The organism is Pelagibacterium sp. (genome assembly GCF_035555455.1).
Classification (GTDB): Bacteria; Pseudomonadota; Alphaproteobacteria; order Rhizobiales; family Devosiaceae; genus Pelagibacterium.
Genome location: NZ_DATMGM010000016.1, coordinates 1 through 16,616 on the forward strand (window position 1 = coordinate 1; position 16,616 = coordinate 16,616).

Genomic DNA, 16,616 nt, shown 5'->3' on the forward strand with positions numbered 1-16,616 from the left:
GCCATGCCGTGTTCGCGGATGCCGTAGTGGATGTAGCGGCCCGCATAGTCGTCGGCAGAGAACGTCCTGGTCTGCGAGGTATCGGTATTGTTCGAGCCCGTCAGGTCAGCGGAACCGGCGAGGGTTTCCGGAACGACGCCGTTGATGACTTCGAGGGCCTTTTGCGACGATGCGCGGGTGGCCAGCTTGGGCTTGTCCTCGGCCAGCTTGCGCTTGTAGTCGGCCATTGCCGAACGCAACGCCGGGGGCAGGTCGCCGTTCATGCGCCGGTCGAACTCGGCCTTCTGCTCAGCTTCCGTGGCGTTCAGCCGTTCTGACCAGGCAGCGTATTCGGCACTGCCGCGATTGCCGGCCAAGCGCCAGGCGTCGACAATTTCCTGAGGCACTTCAAAGGGGCCGTACGCCCAGCCGAGCTGCTTCTTGGCCAGCGCGATTTCCTCTTCGCCGAGGGGCGAGCCGTGGGCCTTGGACGTGCCGGCCTTGTTGGGCGAGCCGAAGCCGATCGTTGTCTTGGCGGCGATCAGGGTGGGCTTGTCCGACTTCTGGGCCGCAAGCAGGGCCTTTTCGATCTCATCGGCATTGTGACCATCGATGGCCATGGTGTCCCAGCCGCTCGCTTCGAAGCGCTTGCGCTGATCGGTCGAATCCGAGAGCGACACCTTGCCGTCAATGGTGATGTCATTGTCGTCCCAGATGACGATGAGCTTGTTGAGCTTGAGGTGCCCGGCCAGCGAAATCGATTCCTGGGAGATGCCTTCCATCAGGCAGCCGTCGCCCGCATAGACATAGGTGAAGTGATCGACGAGATCAGCACCGAACTCGGCGCGCAGCTTGGCTTCGGCAATCGCCATGCCCACGGCATTGCCCAAGCCCTGCCCGAGCGGGCCGGTCGTGGTCTCGATGCCTTCGGCGTGGCCATATTCCGGATGGCCCGCAGTCTTGTAGCCAAGCTGGCGGAAGTGGCGGATGTCGTCGAGGCTCATATCCTCGTAGCCGAGCAGATAGAGCGCGGAATAGAGCAGCATCGAGCCGTGGCCTGCCGAAAGCACGAACCGGTCGCGGTCCGGCCAGCGGGGGGCCGTGGGGTCGAACTTCATGATTTTGGAAAACAGCACCGTCGCGATGTCGGCGCCGCCCATTGGCAGGCCCGGGTGGCCTGAATTGGCAGCCTGTACGGCGTCCATGGAAAGGGCGCGTATGGCATTGGCCATTGCATCGTGATTGGCGGTGTTTGTCATGGTGTCCCGAAGCGTTCGAGGTAAGCGAGAAGGACGACGCGTTCGGGCCTGCCGACCCGATCCGGTCGCGCGTGGCCGACACATAACAGGTCCGGGTTTCGAGTCAATGTGGTGTCTGGGTCTTGTGGCGGGGCGCACCCTTGCCATTTCCGCCATTTTTAAGGTTATTGTGGCGGTTAACGGCAATGGATTCGAAGGACCCGCTCCAGTGACATCGCCATCTTCGGGAGACAGCTTCTCGACCGCCATGGAACGGCTGGATCGGGCGCTCAACCGCCTCGATATCTCGGTGCGCTCCTTGTCCGGGCGCATGCGCTCGACGGCGCAGCTTCACGACGAAGGGCGGCGGCTGGTGGCCGAACGCAGCCAGTTGGCTGGGGAACTGGACAAGGCCAATGCGCGCGCCGAGCGGCTCGATCAAACCGCTGAGGATGTGTCTCAGCGGCTCGATGAGGCAATGGCAGCCGTGCGATCGGTGCTTGAACAAGGAGATGTACGTGGCTGAGGTCAGCGTCGAGATCAATGGACGCAAATATCGGATGGCGTGCGAGGATGGGCAGGAAACAAGGCTGTCTTCGCTTGCCGCGCGCTTCAACCGGTATATCGATGAATATAAGGAAACGTTTGGCGAGATCGGGGACAACCGGCTGACGGTGATGGCCGGTATCGCCGTAGTTGACGAGCTGGTCGAGGCCGAACGCAAGCTGGAAATGCTTTCGGGGGAACTGCAGACGGTGACCAAGGCGGGCAGCGATGTTGCCGCCGAGGCCGAGTCCATGGAGACCAGATTCGCCGCCAAGATGGCAGACGTGGCCCGCCGCATCGAATCGATTGCCACCGCCGTCGATGCGGCGGGGCAGGAACCAGGCGAAAGCTGACCCCGAGGGGCAAGCGCGGCGGAGACGAGAGAAAACTGCGTCTTTCCCCTTTGCCGCCCGATCAATACGGCTTATATGAGCCTTGCTGCCCGGTGCGTGTAGGATACTGCATCCCCGGGGCCTTATCGATCCTAAAGGGAGCTGTCCCTGGCCAGGCCCGTGGGCTTGGACATACGGCGCCCACCTACGTATGTAGGTTCCCGGGATCGACACATCCCACGGCCAGGGCGGCACCTTATTGTCGATAGAAAGTAACGGCTTGACCGATAGCGAAGCCCATCTTGAAGAGCAAAAGGCAAGGCTTCGCCAGGAAGCGTTTTCCCGCCGCGCCGCTCTTGGTCCCTCCGATCGCGCCGATGCTTCCAAAGCCGCCGCCTCCGTGTTTCTTGAAGGCGTGCCGCTGGTCAGCGGGCAGGTTGTGGCGCTCTACTGGCCCATCCGTGATGAGATCGACTGCAAGCCGCTGCTGACGAGGCTGGTGGATTCAGGACAGCCGGTCTGTCTGCCGGTGGTACTTGGCGAGGACATGCCGCTGGAATTGCGGCTCTGGGAAGACGGGCAGCCGCTCTACCCTTCAGGTTTTGGCACCCTCGCCCCCTCCGAAACCGCTCCGGTGGTCGTTCCCGATATCGTGGTCATCCCGCTGCTGGCGTTCGACGCGCAGGGAACGCGGCTGGGGTATGGCCGGGGCTATTACGACCGCACGCTGGCGGCGATGGCGAGCAAGCCATTGCTGGTGGGCTATGCGTTTGACGCGCAGGAAGTGGAAACCATTCCGCGGCTGGCGCATGATCTGCCGCTTGATATTCTGGTCACTGAAACCGGCCTGCGCCGCTTCGAGGACACATGAGGCTGTTGTTTTTGGGGGATGTCATGGGCCGGGCCGGGCGCCAGGCCGTGGCCGACCGCTTGCCCGGGCTGATCGAGCGCTATCGATTCGATTTCGTGATCATCAATGGCGAGAACGCCAGCCATGGGCGCGGGCTGACCGAGGGCCACTATCAACTGCTGCGCGATGCTGGGGCCGATGTGGTGACGTTGGGCGACCACGCGTTCGATCAGCGCGAGATGATGAGCGCCATTGCGCGGCACGACACGCTGGTGCGCCCGATCAATTACCCGCCCGGGGCACCGGGACGCGGCGCGGTGCTGGTCACCGGGCGCAACGGACATCAGGTGCTGGTGGTCAATGCGCTGGGCCGGGTGTTCATGCCGCCGATGGACGATCCTTTTCGCGCGGTGGATGCGGCGATTGCCGCTTGCCCGCTGGGTGAGCAGGCCGACGCCATCGTGGTCGATTTCCATGCGGAAGCGACATCCGAGATGCAGGGCATGGGGCAGTATCTCGATGGCCGGGTATCGCTTGTTGTTGGAACGCACACTCATATTCCGACCTCGGATCACCGCATTCTCAGCGGCGGCACGGGGCTGATGAGTGACGCGGGGATGTGTGGCGACTACGACAGCGTCATCGGCATGGAGGCGGACGAACCGATCAATCGGTTCCTCACCGGTATTCCCAATGCGCGGTTCACGCCCGCCGAAGGGCAGGCGACGCTTTGCGGGGTTGCGATCGAAACCGATCGCCGGTCCGGGCTGTGCACATCGATCCAGCCGGTACGTATTGGCGGGACGCTCGCACAGGCCCTGCCGCAATTGCCCTGACGCAACCGCTCACCACGGCTTTATTTTCATCTGCCGGCCCAGTATAAGCCGGCCATCGCCCATCAATCAGCCATTAGGGGACTGTTCGAAATGGCCGGCCATTCCCAATTCAAGAATATCATGCACCGCAAGGGCCGTCAGGACGCGGTGCGCTCGAAGATCTTTTCCAAGCTGGCGCGGGAAATCACCGTCGCCGCCAAAGCGGGCCTGCCCGATCCCGGGATGAACCCGCGTTTGCGTCTGGCCATCAACAACGCCAAGGCGCAGTCGATGCCCAAGGACAACATCGAACGCGCCATCAAGAAGGCAGCGGGCGGCGAGGGCGAGAACTATGACGAGGTCCGCTACGAGGGCTATGGCCCGGGCGGGGTGGCCGTCATCGTCGAGGCGCTGACCGACAATCGCAATCGAACCGCGTCCAATATCCGGGCGATCTTTTCCAAGGGTGGCGGCGCGCTGGGGGAAACCGGTTCGGTTGCCTTCATGTTTGAGCGCGTGGGCGAGGTCTATTACCCGGCCAAGGCCGGCGATGCCGATGCGATGATGGAAGCAGCGATCGAAGCGGGAGCCGATGACGTCCAGTCGGACGAAGACGGCCACACGATCTATTGCGCTTTCGAAGACATCGGCGAGGTTTCAGCAGCGCTGGAAACGGCGCTGGGCGAAGCCGAGAGCGTCAAGGCGGTGTTCCGGCCCCAGACCTCGGCACCGGTGGACGCTGAGAAGGGCGCGAGCCTGATGCGCATGATCGAGAATCTCGAAGACGATGACGACGTGCAGAACGTCTATGCCAATTTCGAGATGAGCGAAGAAGACATGGCCAAGCTTTCTGCCTGATAGGCCTGTCAGAGGAAATAATCTGGGCGGTCCGGTGGGCCGCCCTTTTTCATGCGGTGCGCCGCCTCGGCGCAGGCGTCGGGAGGGGGATTGAGGTGTTGGCCGGGCGCGGGGGTAGCAGGACGACGTCGAAATTGTTCCGCCCCGATTCCTTGACCTTGTAGAGCCGCTGGTCGGCGTGGCGGAACAGTTCCCCGAATTCAAGTGCGCCCCGGGTCACCGCGCCTCCGATGCTGACAGAGAGGCCGCATCGTTCGGGGCCAGCGTCGAAATTGATGTCCCGCACCGCAGCGCGGATCGCTTCGGCGGTACTGCGGGCCCGATCGACATCGGAGTTCAGAAGGAATACGCCGAATTCTTCGCCTCCGAGTCTGCCGATGATATCGCGATTATGGGTCGAGCTGCGGATGGCGCCGACCAAGAGCTTCAGGGCGGTGTCGCCACAGGTGTGGCCGAACCGGTCGTTGATCGATTTGAAATGATCGGCATCGACGACGAGCAAAGCGAAAACCTGATTGGTATTCTCGGCCATGGCGGCATTGACCGCGGCCACGAACGCTCCGTGGTTGAGGCAGTTGGTCAGGCTGTCCCGAGCAGCGGCGGTTTCAAGGCGCTCATAGGCCAGTTGCAGTTCCTGCTGCTTGAGCGAGAGATAAAAGACCAGCGGTCCCCCAAGCATGATCGGCGCCACGATCGCCGCGATCAGGCCGATATGGCCCAGCCCCTGGGAAAATATCTCCAGCATGAGGGTCGAAAGAATCACTGACGCCACAACGGCAATGAGAATATGTTTCGCCGTGCGCCAGAACGCAGCGGCCCACACCGTGGCCGGCAGTCTGAAATCTCCTGTCATCAACATGTCCTGAATGTTCCGCGTCCGGTTGGACACTAGCCGGTGCAAAGTGAACACAGTCTTGCGCCGTTGGGTAAAATGTCAGCTTTCGGCGTGCCTGTGGACAACCGCCGTGAAGTGCGAATGTTTTTGGTTTGTTCACTTTGTACTTGGTAGGTTCCGCAAGAATGGATTAGCCTGGAGGCATGCTGCAAGTGGTGCGAATCATGGGTATCGATCCGGGGCTGCGGCGCACCGGGTGGGGAATTATCGAAGCCGAGGGGAACCGGCTGCGCTTCGTCGCCTGTGGGGTGCTGACGCCAGCGGTCGATCAGGAACTGTCCCTGCGGCTCGTGCACCTGCATGAGGGGTTGATGCGGCTTATTGCCGAGCATCATCCGGCGGAGGCAGCAGTGGAGGAAACCTTCGTCAACGCCGGTGCGCGCTCGACGCTGCTTCTGGGGCAGGCCCGTGGAATCGCTGTGATGACGCCGGCCTCAATGGGGCTTCCTGTGGGAGAATATTCTGCAAACCTGGTCAAGAAATCCGTCGTCGGAACCGGTCATGCCGAAAAAAAGCAGATCGAGCTGATGGTGAAGACCTTGATGCCCGCTGCCAATTTCACTTCAAGCGATGCGGCGGATGCGCTGGCAATTGCCATCTGTCACGCCCATCACCGTCAGCATCGCAAGCTGGCCGCAAGCGCATGATCGGCAAGCTCAAGGGCGTCGTCGAGGCGCTGGGCGAGGATATCGCGCTGATCGACGTGCATGGCGTGGTGTATGAAGCCTATTGTTCGGCGCGAACGTTGCAGACCCTGCCGCAGGTGGGCGAGGCTGCGGTGCTGTTCATCGAGATGATCGTCCGCGAGGACATGATCCGGCTGTATGGCTTTGCGACAGAAGCCGAGCAGAAATGGTTCAAGCTGCTGATGACGGTGCAGGGAGTGGGCGCGCGGGTGGCGCTGGGGACACTTTCGACGCTGTCGCCGTCCGAATTGACCTCGGCAATCGCCTTGCAGGACAAGGCCATGGTCGGGCGCGCGCCCGGCGTCGGCCCCAAGCTGGCCCAGCGTATCGTGACCGAGCTGAAGGGCAAGGCGCCTGCTATCGGCGCTCTCGATGCCGGAGTGATCGGGCTGCAAAGTGCGCTGGGCGAGGGTGCCGCGGGCGGTAACGTTGCGGATGCCGTCTCGGCACTGGTCAATCTGGGGTACGGCCAGGCTCAGGCCTCGGCTGCGCTCGCTGCCGTTGTCGGCAGGGAAGGCGCGGATACGGCCACTGAAAAACTCATTCGCCTTGGATTGCGCGAGTTGAGTTCGTGAGCGAAGGTGCGCCCGCCGCAAGGGCAGGCGGGCGCCGTCTGCCACAATTTGAAATACGACAACAGGATCCGGGGCAGGGCACGCGTTTTGCGCGCTGGCTGCAGGGATCCGGCAGGTTCTCATGACCGATCTTACCGATGCCGCCCAGGGGCGGGACGACACACTCGATGTTTCCCTGCGTCCCTCGGGTTTTTCCGAATTCATCGGGCAGGAAGCGGCGCGCGCCAATTTGCAGGTGTTCATCGAGGCAGCGCGGCAGCGTCAGGCCGCGCTCGATCACGTGCTGTTCGTGGGCCCGCCGGGCCTGGGCAAGACGACGCTGGCGCAAATCATTTCGCGTGAACTGGGGGTTGGCTTTCGGGCAACATCCGGGCCGGTGATTGCCAAGGCGGGTGATCTGGCGGCGCTGCTGACCAATCTTGAAGAGCGCGACGTGCTGTTCATCGACGAAATCCACCGGCTCAACCCGGCGGTGGAGGAAATCCTCTATCCGGCGATGGAGGATTTTCAGCTCGATCTCATTATCGGCGAGGGACCGGCGGCGCGTTCGGTGCGGATCGATCTGGCCAAGTTCACGCTGGTGGGCGCGACGACCCGCGCGGGGCTGCTCACCACCCCGCTGCGCGACCGCTTCGGCATACCGGTGCGGCTCAATTTCTATACGCCCGAGGAACTGGTCAAGATCGTGGAGCGCGGCGCGCGGCTGTTGGGCATGGCCATGTCCGAGGACGGGGCGATGGAAGTGGCTCGCCGCTCCCGCGGCACGCCGCGTATTGCGGGGCGACTTCTGCGGCGGGTGACCGATTTTGCCCTTGTCGAAGGCGCCAAATCCATCGACCGCAAGGTGGCCGACCGGGCGCTTCTGCGGCTTGATGTCGATGCCAAAGGGCTCGACCAGCTCGACCGGCGCTATCTCAAGACCATTGCGGAATTCTACGGCGGAGGACCGGTAGGGATCGAAACCATTTCTGCCGCGCTCAGCGAGCCGCGCGACGCCATCGAGGAGATCGTCGAGCCGTATCTGCTGCAACAGGGGTTTATCCAGCGGACGCCGCGCGGGCGGATGATGACCGCGCTGTCGTTCCAGCATATGGGCTACGCCGTGCCGCAAGGTTTTGCGGGGATGCAGGCAGGGCTGTTCGAAGAGGATGCCGATCAATGATGGAACGGCAGATGATCAGCTTCGATGGGGCGGGAGGCCGTTTTAGTTTTCGTGCCGCGGGCATCGCCTTGCGTCGCGGCCACGTTCTCGTTCACCGTGCGCACTGGGATACGCACTGGTCACTGCCCGGCGGGCGTGTCGAGGTCGGGGAAGCAAGCGCGCTGGCGCTGACGCGCGAAATGGAAGAGGAACTGGGCGTTGTCGCCGATATTGGCCCGCTCCGCTTCGTCATGGAAAATTTCTTCAGCTATGACGATACGCGCTTCCATGAACTCGGCTTCTATTACGCAATGGCCCTGCCCGAGAGCTTTCCATTCCCCGATGATGGCGGCATTTGCCACGAATGCGTGGATGGCGACGCCCGGCTCGAATTCAAATGGGTGAAGGCGGACGGCCCGCTTCTTGCCGGGATCGACTTCCAGCCTGCCAAGCTGCGCGCGCTCCTTGTGAGGACGAGCGACGAGCCGGTCCACATAATCCACGACGAGCGTGCGCCATGAGCGTCGCCAGCGGCATGATCGGCCCAGATGGTGTTCACCGGTTTGCGGTCCGGGTCTATTACGAAGACACCGATTTTTCCGGCAATGTCTATCACGCGGCTTATCTGAAATTCTTTGAGCGCGCGCGCACCGAATTTTTGCGCGACCTGGGCATTCATCACCACGAACTGGCCCGTGAGGGCACCGCGTTCGCGGTGCGCTCGATGAGCATCGATTTCGAGGGGGCGGCCCATATCGATGATCTCCTTGAAATCACGACAGACGTGATGGCGGTTTCAGGTGCTCGGCTGCGGCTTTTACAGACGCTGTCGCGAGATGGCGTCTTGATCACCCGCGCTGAGGTGCTCGTGGTTGCCATCCGGCCAGGCGGTGGCCCGGCGCGCTTGCCGGCGGCGTTGCGCGCCAGGCTGGCAGGGGTCTGACGCAAAAAGGAGGGCGTTGACCCTCCTTTCCAGCCGTTGGGATGACGGCACTTACATGGGGTCAGCTGCCAAGACCTGACCCCGGATTTCGCCATCGGGATATTGCTCTGTGTGAATGTTGAGATACCACATGCCGTCAAGAAGCTGGGTCGCCTGCTCTTCGGTCAGGGTCGCGCTGCCTTCAATGGGGCTGGCAAGGTCGCCCTGGATGGGCACCACGGGGGGAGCATTTTCGCCCGCGGAGGCGGGGCCGTGGAAGTGGGCGGCGGTGGCCGGTCCGGTCAGCCCCTCATAGGTCGCCGTCCAGGAAAACTCCATGGTATCGGAGTCATAGCTCGCTTCCAGCGAGCCAGTGCCTGTGGAGTCGGCGGCGTCAGCCCCAGGGGCCAGCGTAGCGGTGAAATTGGTGGTTTCGGCGTAGGCGGGAGCTGCCGCGAGCATCACTGCGGCTAAGCCGGCCCCAAGGATCGGTGCGAACTTCATGATGTACTCCTCGTTGCGGTAGGTGCCGAGGGCGTTTTGCCCTGCGCGTTCGGTAAAACGCTGTACATCGCGGGCCGTTCCGCTCACGAAAGCGCGAACGGCGCCCAGGCAAGAGGGTTTATTAACCTTTTCTTGACCATAAATGAGGCATCCGGCGAGGAGTCGCGTACAGGCGCCGGAACGCGGGGATTTGTCTCCTAATTTTGACAAATTTGAACCGCATCGCATCGGACACTTGGCTTGAGGCGGGCTGCCCCCCGCGAAGGATCACCCCGGAGAACAGTTTTATGGAAGCAATCGACGCAGTGGGCAGCGCGGCCGCGCATACGGACTTCTCGCCCATTGGCCTGTTTCTCATGGCCGACATCGTCGTCAAGCTCGTGATGCTCGGACTGCTGGCCGCTTCGATCTGGTGCTGGGCCATCATCATCGACAAGGCGATGATGTTCACCCGCGCGCGTCATGACATGAACCAGTTCGAGCGCACCTTCTGGTCAGGCCAGTCGCTTGAAGAGCTTTATCAAACGCTGTCGGAGCGCCCCACGACGGGGCTGGCTTCGGTTTTCGTCGCGGCGATGAAGGAGTGGAAGCGCTCCCATGAGCAGAATGCGTCGAGCTATGTGGGCGTACAGGCCCGGCTCGAAAAAGTGCTCGATGTGGCCATCGCCCGGGAAAGCGAGACACTGGAAAAGCGCCTGTCGTTTCTGGCGACCGTCGGATCGGCAGCGCCATTTATCGGGCTGTTCGGAACGGTTTGGGGCATCATGAATGCGTTTTCATCGATCGCCGCGTCCCAAAGCGCCAGCCTGGGCGTTGTCGCCGGACCGATCGCCGAGGCCCTGTTCGCCACGGCCATCGGCCTTGTCGCGGCCATTCCGGCGGTGATTGCCTATAACAAGCTTTCCGGCGACGCCAACAAGCTGATCGGGCGCCTGGAAGGCTTTGCCGATGAGTTCTCGGCCATTCTGGGACGCCAGCTCGAAGCGCGAGGCAGCAAATAATGGGTATGGGCGCATCCGGATCGCGGGGCGGCCGCAGGCGTCGGCGCGGTTCGCGCGGGCAGCTGATGAGCGAGATCAACGTCACGCCATTCGTTGACGTGGTGCTGGTGCTGCTGATCATCTTCATGGTTGCCGCGCCGATGATGACGGCGGGCGTCGCTATCGACCTGCCGCAGACTGCTGCCGGAGAACTGGACACGCCCCGCACGCCGATCATGGTATCGGTGACGCCAGAAGGCGCGATCTATGTGGGAGAGGATGTGGTTCCGGCCGGTGGCCTGGTCGCCGCGGTGAGCGCGCTGGCCGAGGGAACCGAGGACCGCATCTATGTGCGCGGCGACACGTCTGCCAGCTACGGCACCGTCATGGAAGTCATGGGGACGCTGTCGTCGGCAGGATATTCGCGCATCGGTCTGATCACGGAACAGGCAAACGCCGAAGTATCGGGACAATAGCCCATGCGGATCGGGACCACCGCATCGGTGCTCGGCCACATCGCCATTCTGGCGCTCAGCCTCGTGCATCTGTCGAGCGTCGATCGGCTAAATCCCAATATGGATATGGCGATTTCGGTCGATCTGGTCCCGATCTCTGAATTTTCCAACATCCGGGTGGGTACGCTCGACAGCGATGTGGTGGAAACCGAGACGCCATCGGCAGTCGAGACGGAGCAGGAAGCCAATATCGCCGAGCGCACCGGCAATACCGATCAGGACCAGCCCACGCCTGAAATCACCCCAGATGAATCACCCGCGCCAACGATCCAGACTGCACCGGCTCCGGAGCCGGAAGCCAATCCCGATCCCGTGCCGGAACCTCAACCAGAGCCGACGCCGCCGCCAATTCCTGCAGCGCGTCCTCAGCCCATACCCGCTCCGGAACCCGAGCCTGCGCCTCAACCAGAGCCTGCGCCTGAACCGGCCCCGGCGCCTGAGCCCGCTCCTGCACCCGAACCTGCCCCCACGCCTGAGCCTGCGCCGGTGCCCGAGCCCACGCCAGCACCTGAGCCCGAGCCCGAACCCCAGCCTGCTGCGCCGGTTCCTCCGCGGGTAACGGCGAGCGTTGAGCAATTGCGCGACCAGTTTGCTCGCGATGCAGCACAGCGGGCCGAGCGTCAGCGCCAGGAGCAACAACGTCAGGAGCAGCAGCGGCAGGAACAGGAGCGCCAGCAGGCAGCGGCCCAGACGCCGCAGCCTACCGATCCACTGGCGACCGATCTCGCAGACCGTATCGAGGATATCATCAACAACGAGACCTCGCGCGGCACTACGACGGGAGCGGGCGGGCAGCAGAGCCTTGGTGCGGCAACCGGTCAGGCGGCGACGCTGACCCAATCCGAACAGGCAGCGCTCGCGGCCGCCATGCGCCGGTGCTGGAATCCGCCGATCGCGGCAATGACCACTGCCGGGCTGACGGTGCGGCTGTTGGTGACATTCAACCGGGACGGCTCGGTTGCGGGAACGCCGCAAATCCTCTCGGCAATCACCGATGACCTTGTGCGGTCGACGGCGATGGCCGCTCAGCGCGCTGTGCAGCAATGCAGCCCCTACACCTTGCCTGCCGACAAGTTCGACAACTGGCGTGAGGTCGATGTGACATTCGATCCGCGAGACCTTTGAGGAGATCGGGCCCGTGCGTGACCAAAATGCCATACTGATTCGAAAACCTCGCCGTCACCGACATTCGGACATGATTGGCGGGTATTCGGCGCACCCTTGAATTTGCAATTGCCTCTCCGGTCAGACGCCGGATGGAAGGCGGCGGCGAGACCGCTCAACATGGAGACCGACGTGCACAAGAATGTGATGACCCGCAGAGCCGCTCTTCGGCTTGGCCTATCCGGGGCGGCCCTGATGGCGGTTAGCCATCCCGCGCTGGCCCAATTGCAGATCACCGTCTCCGGTGGCAATTTCACGCCGATGCCGATCGCCGTCCCGGACTTTGCTTCGGGCGATGCCAGCTTCGGGGCGGAAGTGGCGCAGGTCGTGCGCAACAACCTCACCGGTTCGGGCCTGTTCCGGCTGGTCGATCCTGCCGGATATCCCCAGCGGGTCGGCAGTCCCAACCAGACGCCGGATTTCCCGTCCTGGCGGACGACCGGGGCCGACGCGGTGGTGATGGGCGAGGTCAACCGCGCCGGGCAGATACAGTCGAGCCTTCGCTTGTGGGACACGACCGCGGGCGCACAGGTGACCGGCAAATCCTATGGCACGGATGCCAATTCCTGGCGGCGGATCGCCCACATGGCGTCCGACGCCATTTATACCGGTCTGACCGGGGAAACCGGCTATTTCGATTCGCGGGTGGTTTTCGTTGCCGAGAGCGGCCCCAAGGCCAACCGGGTCAAGCGTCTGGCGATCATGGATCAGGACGGAGCTAATGTCCGCTATCTGACCGATGGATCGCTGCCCGCGATCACTCCGCGCCTGTCACCCAATGGGCAAATGGTTGCCTATATGGTGCTCGACGGACCAAATTCTTCGGGGATTTACATTCTCAATCTGGCGACGGGCCAAACCCAGTCTCTGGGGCGGTTTGGGCAGATGAGCTTTGCGCCGCGCTTTTCTCCCGATGGACGCCGGCTGGCCTTCTCGGTCACCCAGGGGGCGGCAACCAACGTCTATGCGCTCGATCTGGCGGGCGGGCAGCCGATCGGCCTGACCACGGGCGCGGCGATCGACACCTCGCCCTCCTATTCGCCGGACGGCCAGCGATTGGTATTCGAATCGGATCGGGGCGGTCGCCCGCAAATCTACGCCATGTCGGCGGCAGGGGGCGGCGCCGAGCGGATTTCGTTCGGCAACGGTTCCTATTCCACTCCGGTGTGGTCGCCCAAGGGCGATCTGATCGCGTTTACACGCCAATCGGGCGGACAGTTCTCGATCGGCGTGATGGCACCGGACGGATCGGGTGAGCGGATCCTTGCCACGTCCTACCACGCCGAGGGGCCGACCTGGGCCCCCAATGGGCGCGTGATCATGTTCTTCCGCGATCCGGGTGGCAATGAAGGGCCGCAGCTCTATTCCATCGACGTGTGGGGCCGCAATGAGCGCCGCATCGCCACCGAAGGCTTTGCGTCCGATCCGGCCTGGGGTCCGTTGCTGTCGTAAGCCAAACGGCAGTACGGCGATCCATTGCAATCGTGCAACACTTATACGGCGTCCCACTCCGGGACGCCGTTTTGCCTTCCAGCGCCGCAATTGCGCCCGATTATCCCAAGATTAACCATGCTCGGACACGCGCGATTAAGATAACGCGCGGTAAAAACGCTAACCACGATTTTCCGTTTTCTGGAGCTTTCTCGCTATGGGTTCGACCATGCCCCTTCTTCGCTTCGGCAAAGGCCTCCTCATGGCGGCGTTGCTCGTCGTCGTAGCAGCCTGTGCCCGTACGCCATCCACCGGTGTCGGCAATCTCGCGCCGGGGCAGGGCGGTGGCGGTTCGCCCGGCAGCCAGCAGGAGTTTCTGGTTTCGGTGGGCGACCGGGTTTTCTTTGAGCTCGACTCGTCGCTCCTGACCGCCGATGCCCAGTCCACGCTCGACAAGCAGGCCCAGTGGTTGCAGCAATATCCGCAGTACCGTATCGTTATCGAAGGCCATGCCGACGAGCGCGGCACCCGCGAATACAACATTGCGCTGGGCGCGCGCCGCGCCACCGCTGTCGTCAACTATCTGGTCTCGCGCGGTATCCCGCAAAATCGCCTCTCTTCGGTGTCCTATGGCAAGGAACGCCCGGTGGCGATCTGCAACGATATTTCGTGCTGGAGCCAAAACCGTCGTGCGGTCACAGTCCTGACAAACTGACCGGCCAAACACCAGATGCCAATCTGGAGGCATAGCGTCGGGACCGCGTATCAGGTTCCGGCGCTTCTTTTTTGCCAAAAACCTGCTTTAATTGCTTTATCGCGTTAGAAAACTGCGCGTTTCGCGTCGGTGACGGAAGCGCGTAACAGGAGTGATTGCCGTGTCGAGACTTTTGCGGACACTGGCGGCGCGGTGGCGGCATGGGGCCGTCATCGCAGCGACCGCCGGACTACTTACCTTGAGCATGACGATGACCGGGCAGGGACAGGGCAATGACCTCGCCTCGCTTCAGGTCCGCATGGATCAGCTTGAAGAATTGGCCCGGGTCAATTCCGGCCAGATCGAAGGGCTGCAGTTCCAGCTTACCCAGTTGCAAAGCCTTCTGGAGCGGATGCAGGAAGATAACGAATTCCGGTTCCAGCAGCTGGAAGGCGGTGGCCTGGGGGAAACTGATGCGGTAACCCAATCCGGAGGCGTGATGCCAGCCGAGCGGTTACCGCAGGAAACACCAGACATGAGCCAGGCCGGAGTGCCGACGGTCATCGATCCGCTGGTCGGCGATTCCGATCTTATCGGAGAGGAACAGCTGGGCGGAGAGGATAATCTTTACGCCCGGGACGTGTTCGGCGAGCAGGGTGTCGTGCTCGGGCCGCCGGAAGGTGCGTTGGGCGCGACCCCGCCTTCGCAGCCGCTCGATCTGAGCTTTGATCCGAACGCCGTTCCCCTCAACGATGGCGACGCCAATGCCCAGTATCAGGCCGGTTATGACGCCGTGGTGCGCGGCGAGTATGCGTTTGCCGAAAACCAGTTCCGCCAGTTCGTCGAAAGCTTCCCCGATCATCAGCAGGCGCCGGATGCGACCTACTGGCTGGGGGAGACGCTGATCAAGCGCGAGGAGTATGGCGAGGCAGCCGAAGTGCTGCTGGGAGCCTTCGAGCGCTATCCGACCTCGACGCGGGCACCGGACCTGCTGTTCAATCTGGGCATCGCACTGCACGGCGCGGGTGAGTTCGACACGGCCTGCCGCACCTATAGCGAGGTGCTGCGCCGCTACAGGGATTCGACAGCCGCTTTCCGGGATCGTGTCGCGGCGGAGCAGGCCCGAGCCGGGTGCTGATCCCCGACGAGCCAGCGCTTGATCCTGCGGCGCTGTTCGCGCCGATCGCTCACCTGCATACAATCGGCCTCGCCATATCGGGCGGGGCCGATTCTTTGGCATTGATGCTGCTCTATGCCCGCTGGATGCCGTCCGGAACAAAACCCCGTGCCATTGTCTATACGCTCGATCACGGCCTGCGTTCCGAAGCGAAAGACGAGGCGGAGATGGTTATGTGCGAAGCCGGCCGGCTCGGCCTTGAGGCACGCGCGTTGCACTGGGACGGCTCCCGGTTCCAGACCCGCCGGCAGCAGGAAGCGCGCGCGGCACGGTATCGGCTGATCGGGGACGCGATGCGGGCGGACAGCGCGCAGGTGCTGCTGACCGCGCATCACCAGCGCGATCAGGCGGAAACGGTGCTCATGCGGCTTGCAAGGGGCAGCGGGACAACAGGACTGGGGGCGATGCACCCGTTTTCCTGCGTGGACGGGGTCAACATCTTCCGCCCCTTACTGGACGTACCTGCCGAGACTCTTTTTGACCTTGTGCAACAGGCGGGTCTGTCCCCGGCGGTCGATCCTTCAAATGCCGATCCGGCATATGAGCGCGTGCGGTGGCGCCAAGCACTGCCGGAGTTTGCGGCCTTGGGGCTTGATGAAGCGGCGCTGGCGCTGGTCGCGCGCCGGGCGCGTCGGATCGATGGGTTGGCTGAAAGGCTCGTCGATCAGTTCATCGCAAAGCATCTTTCCCTCGACAGCTTGGGTATCGTGCGGGTGGACCGGGCGGCGCTTGAGCAAGCCGATGCGGAAATCATCGTTCGGGTGATCGGGCGGATGATCGAAATCGCGTCGGGCCAGCGTTGCGACGCGCTGGCAAGCATCGAGGCGCTGGCGGGGCGTTTGGCTGAGGAGAAATCCTTTGCTGCAACGCTTGCGGGAGCCTCGCTGGTCGCCAATGACAATGGCGTGATGGTCTCTCGTGAAGCTGGCCGCATGAATGTGGCGCTGCGGCATCTGGCTGCGGGTGAGCGGTGTTTTTGGGATGGGCGGTTTGACATCGCCGCGTCTGTTCCCGTCGTGATCGCGCCGGGCGCCGACCTGACACGGGCGCAGTACAAGGCCAGTGTCGGTGGGGAGTTGTCCGGCCCGGTGGCGGCGCTGCGGGCAGCACCCGTCATTTCCACCCCTGACGGCACTATTCTTGCCATCGGCGCACATGTAGTGGGGGACGGAGTTGCCGTCAGCCAGCCGACGTTAACCTCATCCTTGCGAAGCTGCCGCAATCGGACATCTACGGGGGCAGCCGCCCTTGTATCGCCCGAATGACCGCCTTACATTCGGCGTCAACGATCAAAGGCACACATGTGTCGTGCGG

Annotated in this window: 20 protein-coding genes and 1 other RNA gene; 18 read left to right on the plus strand and 3 right to left on the minus strand. The window is 62.9% G+C overall.

The features are described from left to right. Positions 1-1,238: transketolase family protein (locus VNS12_RS02465; protein WP_325486255.1), on the minus strand; the 1,238-nt coding region annotated here is incomplete at its 3' end. Between the two features lie 208 nt (positions 1,239-1,446). On the opposite strand from VNS12_RS02465, the gene VNS12_RS02470 reads away from it, so the two are divergent. The 6 genes from VNS12_RS02470 (at position 1,447) to VNS12_RS02495 (ending at position 4,618) form a co-directional block, all read left to right on the plus strand. Next, positions 1,447-1,743, plus strand: a complete 297-nt coding sequence (locus tag VNS12_RS02470; RefSeq protein ID WP_325486256.1) for a DUF4164 family protein — start codon at positions 1,447-1,449, stop codon at positions 1,741-1,743. Continuing rightward, positions 1,736-2,116 (plus strand): cell division protein ZapA, encoded by a 381-nt coding sequence (locus VNS12_RS02475; protein ID WP_414693045.1) that lies wholly within the window; start codon positions 1,736-1,738, stop codon positions 2,114-2,116. The genes VNS12_RS02470 and VNS12_RS02475 overlap by 8 nt, the downstream gene beginning before the upstream one ends. A 79-nt stretch (positions 2,117-2,195) precedes the next feature. After that, positions 2,196-2,354, plus strand: a non-coding RNA gene (gene ssrS / locus VNS12_RS02480) — 6S RNA. Between the two features lie 21 nt (positions 2,355-2,375). Further along, positions 2,376-2,966 carry a 5-formyltetrahydrofolate cyclo-ligase gene (locus VNS12_RS02485; protein WP_325486257.1) on the plus strand — a complete coding sequence of 197 codons (591 nt, stop codon included), beginning with the start codon at positions 2,376-2,378 and terminating at the stop codon, positions 2,964-2,966. After that, positions 2,963-3,781 (plus strand): TIGR00282 family metallophosphoesterase, encoded by an 819-nt coding sequence (locus VNS12_RS02490; protein WP_325486258.1) that lies wholly within the window; start codon positions 2,963-2,965, stop codon positions 3,779-3,781. The genes VNS12_RS02485 and VNS12_RS02490 overlap by 4 nt, the downstream gene beginning before the upstream one ends. Positions 3,782-3,871: 90 nt before the next feature. Beyond that, on the plus strand, positions 3,872-4,618 hold the full coding sequence (locus tag VNS12_RS02495) for a YebC/PmpR family DNA-binding transcriptional regulator (RefSeq protein ID WP_325486259.1): 747 nt from the start codon (positions 3,872-3,874) through the stop codon (positions 4,616-4,618). A 49-nt stretch (positions 4,619-4,667) separates the two neighbouring features. Here the strand turns inward: VNS12_RS02495 and VNS12_RS02500 are convergent, their stop codons facing one another. After that, the gene (locus VNS12_RS02500; protein WP_325486260.1) at positions 4,668-5,471 is read right to left on the minus strand and encodes a GGDEF domain-containing protein; all 804 of its coding nucleotides are present in this window, start codon (positions 5,469-5,471) and stop codon (positions 4,668-4,670) included. 185 nt (positions 5,472-5,656) lie between these two features. On the opposite strand from VNS12_RS02500, the gene ruvC reads away from it, so the two are divergent. The 5 genes from ruvC to VNS12_RS02525 all read left to right on the plus strand — a co-directional run bounded on the left by ruvC (position 5,657) and on the right by VNS12_RS02525 (position 8,858). Further along, entirely contained in the window at positions 5,657-6,160 is a 504-nt protein-coding gene (gene ruvC, locus VNS12_RS02505) for a crossover junction endodeoxyribonuclease RuvC (protein WP_325486261.1), read from the plus strand. Then, positions 6,157-6,774 carry a Holliday junction branch migration protein RuvA gene (ruvA, locus tag VNS12_RS02510; protein ID WP_325486262.1) on the plus strand — a complete coding sequence of 206 codons (618 nt, stop codon included), beginning with the start codon at positions 6,157-6,159 and terminating at the stop codon, positions 6,772-6,774. The genes ruvC and ruvA overlap by 4 nt, the downstream gene beginning before the upstream one ends. A gap of 121 nt (positions 6,775-6,895) precedes the next feature. Next, a complete protein-coding gene (ruvB, locus tag VNS12_RS02515; protein WP_325486263.1) occupies positions 6,896-7,936 on the plus strand; it encodes a Holliday junction branch migration DNA helicase RuvB in 1,041 nt (346 codons plus the stop codon). Continuing rightward, entirely contained in the window at positions 7,933-8,436 is a 504-nt protein-coding gene (locus VNS12_RS02520; RefSeq protein ID WP_325486264.1) for an NUDIX hydrolase, read from the plus strand. The genes ruvB and VNS12_RS02520 overlap by 4 nt, the downstream gene beginning before the upstream one ends. Next, complete coding sequence (locus VNS12_RS02525; protein WP_325486265.1) at positions 8,433-8,858, plus strand: YbgC/FadM family acyl-CoA thioesterase; 426 nt, start codon at positions 8,433-8,435, stop codon at positions 8,856-8,858. The genes VNS12_RS02520 and VNS12_RS02525 overlap by 4 nt, the downstream gene beginning before the upstream one ends. Positions 8,859-8,909: 51 nt before the next feature. On the opposite strand, the gene VNS12_RS02530 is transcribed toward VNS12_RS02525, so the two are convergent. Beyond that, positions 8,910-9,341 (minus strand): CHRD domain-containing protein, encoded by a 432-nt coding sequence (locus VNS12_RS02530; protein ID WP_325486266.1) that lies wholly within the window; start codon positions 9,339-9,341, stop codon positions 8,910-8,912. Positions 9,342-9,637: 296 nt separating this feature from the next. Here VNS12_RS02530 and tolQ point away from each other — a divergent pair, with 296 nt between their 5' ends. The 7 genes from tolQ to tilS all read left to right on the plus strand — a co-directional run bounded on the left by tolQ (position 9,638) and on the right by tilS (position 16,567). Then, on the plus strand, positions 9,638-10,342 hold the full coding sequence (gene tolQ / locus VNS12_RS02535; RefSeq protein WP_414693047.1) for a protein TolQ: 705 nt from the start codon (positions 9,638-9,640) through the stop codon (positions 10,340-10,342). Beyond that, positions 10,342-10,797: an ExbD/TolR family protein gene (locus VNS12_RS02540; RefSeq protein WP_325486268.1), complete on the plus strand. Its 456-nt coding sequence runs from the start codon at positions 10,342-10,344 to the stop codon at positions 10,795-10,797. The genes tolQ and VNS12_RS02540 overlap by 1 nt, the downstream gene beginning before the upstream one ends. 3 nt (positions 10,798-10,800) lie before the next feature. Beyond that, on the plus strand, positions 10,801-11,961 hold the full coding sequence (locus VNS12_RS02545) for a hypothetical protein (protein WP_325486269.1): 1,161 nt from the start codon (positions 10,801-10,803) through the stop codon (positions 11,959-11,961). Between the two features lie 186 nt (positions 11,962-12,147). Beyond that, on the plus strand, positions 12,148-13,452 hold the full coding sequence (gene tolB / locus VNS12_RS02550) for a Tol-Pal system beta propeller repeat protein TolB (protein WP_325486270.1): 1,305 nt from the start codon (positions 12,148-12,150) through the stop codon (positions 13,450-13,452). A 208-nt stretch (positions 13,453-13,660) separates the two neighbouring features. After that, positions 13,661-14,146, plus strand: coding sequence for a peptidoglycan-associated lipoprotein Pal (gene pal / locus VNS12_RS02555; RefSeq protein WP_325486271.1), 486 nt, complete (start codon positions 13,661-13,663; stop codon positions 14,144-14,146). 160 nt (positions 14,147-14,306) lie between these two features. Then, entirely contained in the window at positions 14,307-15,263 is a 957-nt protein-coding gene (gene ybgF, locus VNS12_RS02560) for a tol-pal system protein YbgF (protein ID WP_325486272.1), read from the plus strand. Further along, positions 15,257-16,567, plus strand: a complete 1,311-nt coding sequence (tilS, locus tag VNS12_RS02565; RefSeq protein ID WP_325486273.1) for a tRNA lysidine(34) synthetase TilS — start codon at positions 15,257-15,259, stop codon at positions 16,565-16,567. Before ybgF ends, tilS begins: the two co-directional genes overlap by 7 nt. Positions 16,568-16,616: the final 49 nt, after the last annotated feature.

Excerpts from the sequence above, each read along its gene's own strand:
- VNS12_RS02490 (WP_325486258.1), top strand. The coding sequence starts at position 2,963 with ATGAGGCTGTTGTTTTTGGGGGATGTCATGGGCCGGGCCGGGCGCCAG.
- VNS12_RS02495 (WP_325486259.1), top strand. The coding sequence starts at position 3,872 with ATGGCCGGCCATTCCCAATTCAAGAATATCATGCACCGCAAGGGCCGT.
- VNS12_RS02500 (WP_325486260.1), bottom strand. The coding sequence starts at position 5,471 with ATGACAGGAGATTTCAGACTGCCGGCCACGGTGTGGGCCGCTGCGTTC.
- ruvC (WP_325486261.1), top strand. The coding sequence starts at position 5,657 with ATGCTGCAAGTGGTGCGAATCATGGGTATCGATCCGGGGCTGCGGCGC.
- ruvA (WP_325486262.1), top strand. The coding sequence starts at position 6,157 with ATGATCGGCAAGCTCAAGGGCGTCGTCGAGGCGCTGGGCGAGGATATC.
- ruvB (WP_325486263.1), top strand. The coding sequence starts at position 6,896 with ATGACCGATCTTACCGATGCCGCCCAGGGGCGGGACGACACACTCGAT.
- VNS12_RS02520 (WP_325486264.1), top strand. The coding sequence starts at position 7,933 with ATGATGGAACGGCAGATGATCAGCTTCGATGGGGCGGGAGGCCGTTTT.
- VNS12_RS02525 (WP_325486265.1), top strand. The coding sequence starts at position 8,433 with ATGAGCGTCGCCAGCGGCATGATCGGCCCAGATGGTGTTCACCGGTTT.
- VNS12_RS02530 (WP_325486266.1), bottom strand. The coding sequence starts at position 9,341 with ATGAAGTTCGCACCGATCCTTGGGGCCGGCTTAGCCGCAGTGATGCTC.
- VNS12_RS02540 (WP_325486268.1), top strand. The coding sequence starts at position 10,342 with ATGGGTATGGGCGCATCCGGATCGCGGGGCGGCCGCAGGCGTCGGCGC.
- VNS12_RS02545 (WP_325486269.1), top strand. The coding sequence starts at position 10,801 with ATGCGGATCGGGACCACCGCATCGGTGCTCGGCCACATCGCCATTCTG.
- tolB (WP_325486270.1), top strand. The coding sequence starts at position 12,148 with ATGACCCGCAGAGCCGCTCTTCGGCTTGGCCTATCCGGGGCGGCCCTG.
- pal (WP_325486271.1), top strand. The coding sequence starts at position 13,661 with ATGCCCCTTCTTCGCTTCGGCAAAGGCCTCCTCATGGCGGCGTTGCTC.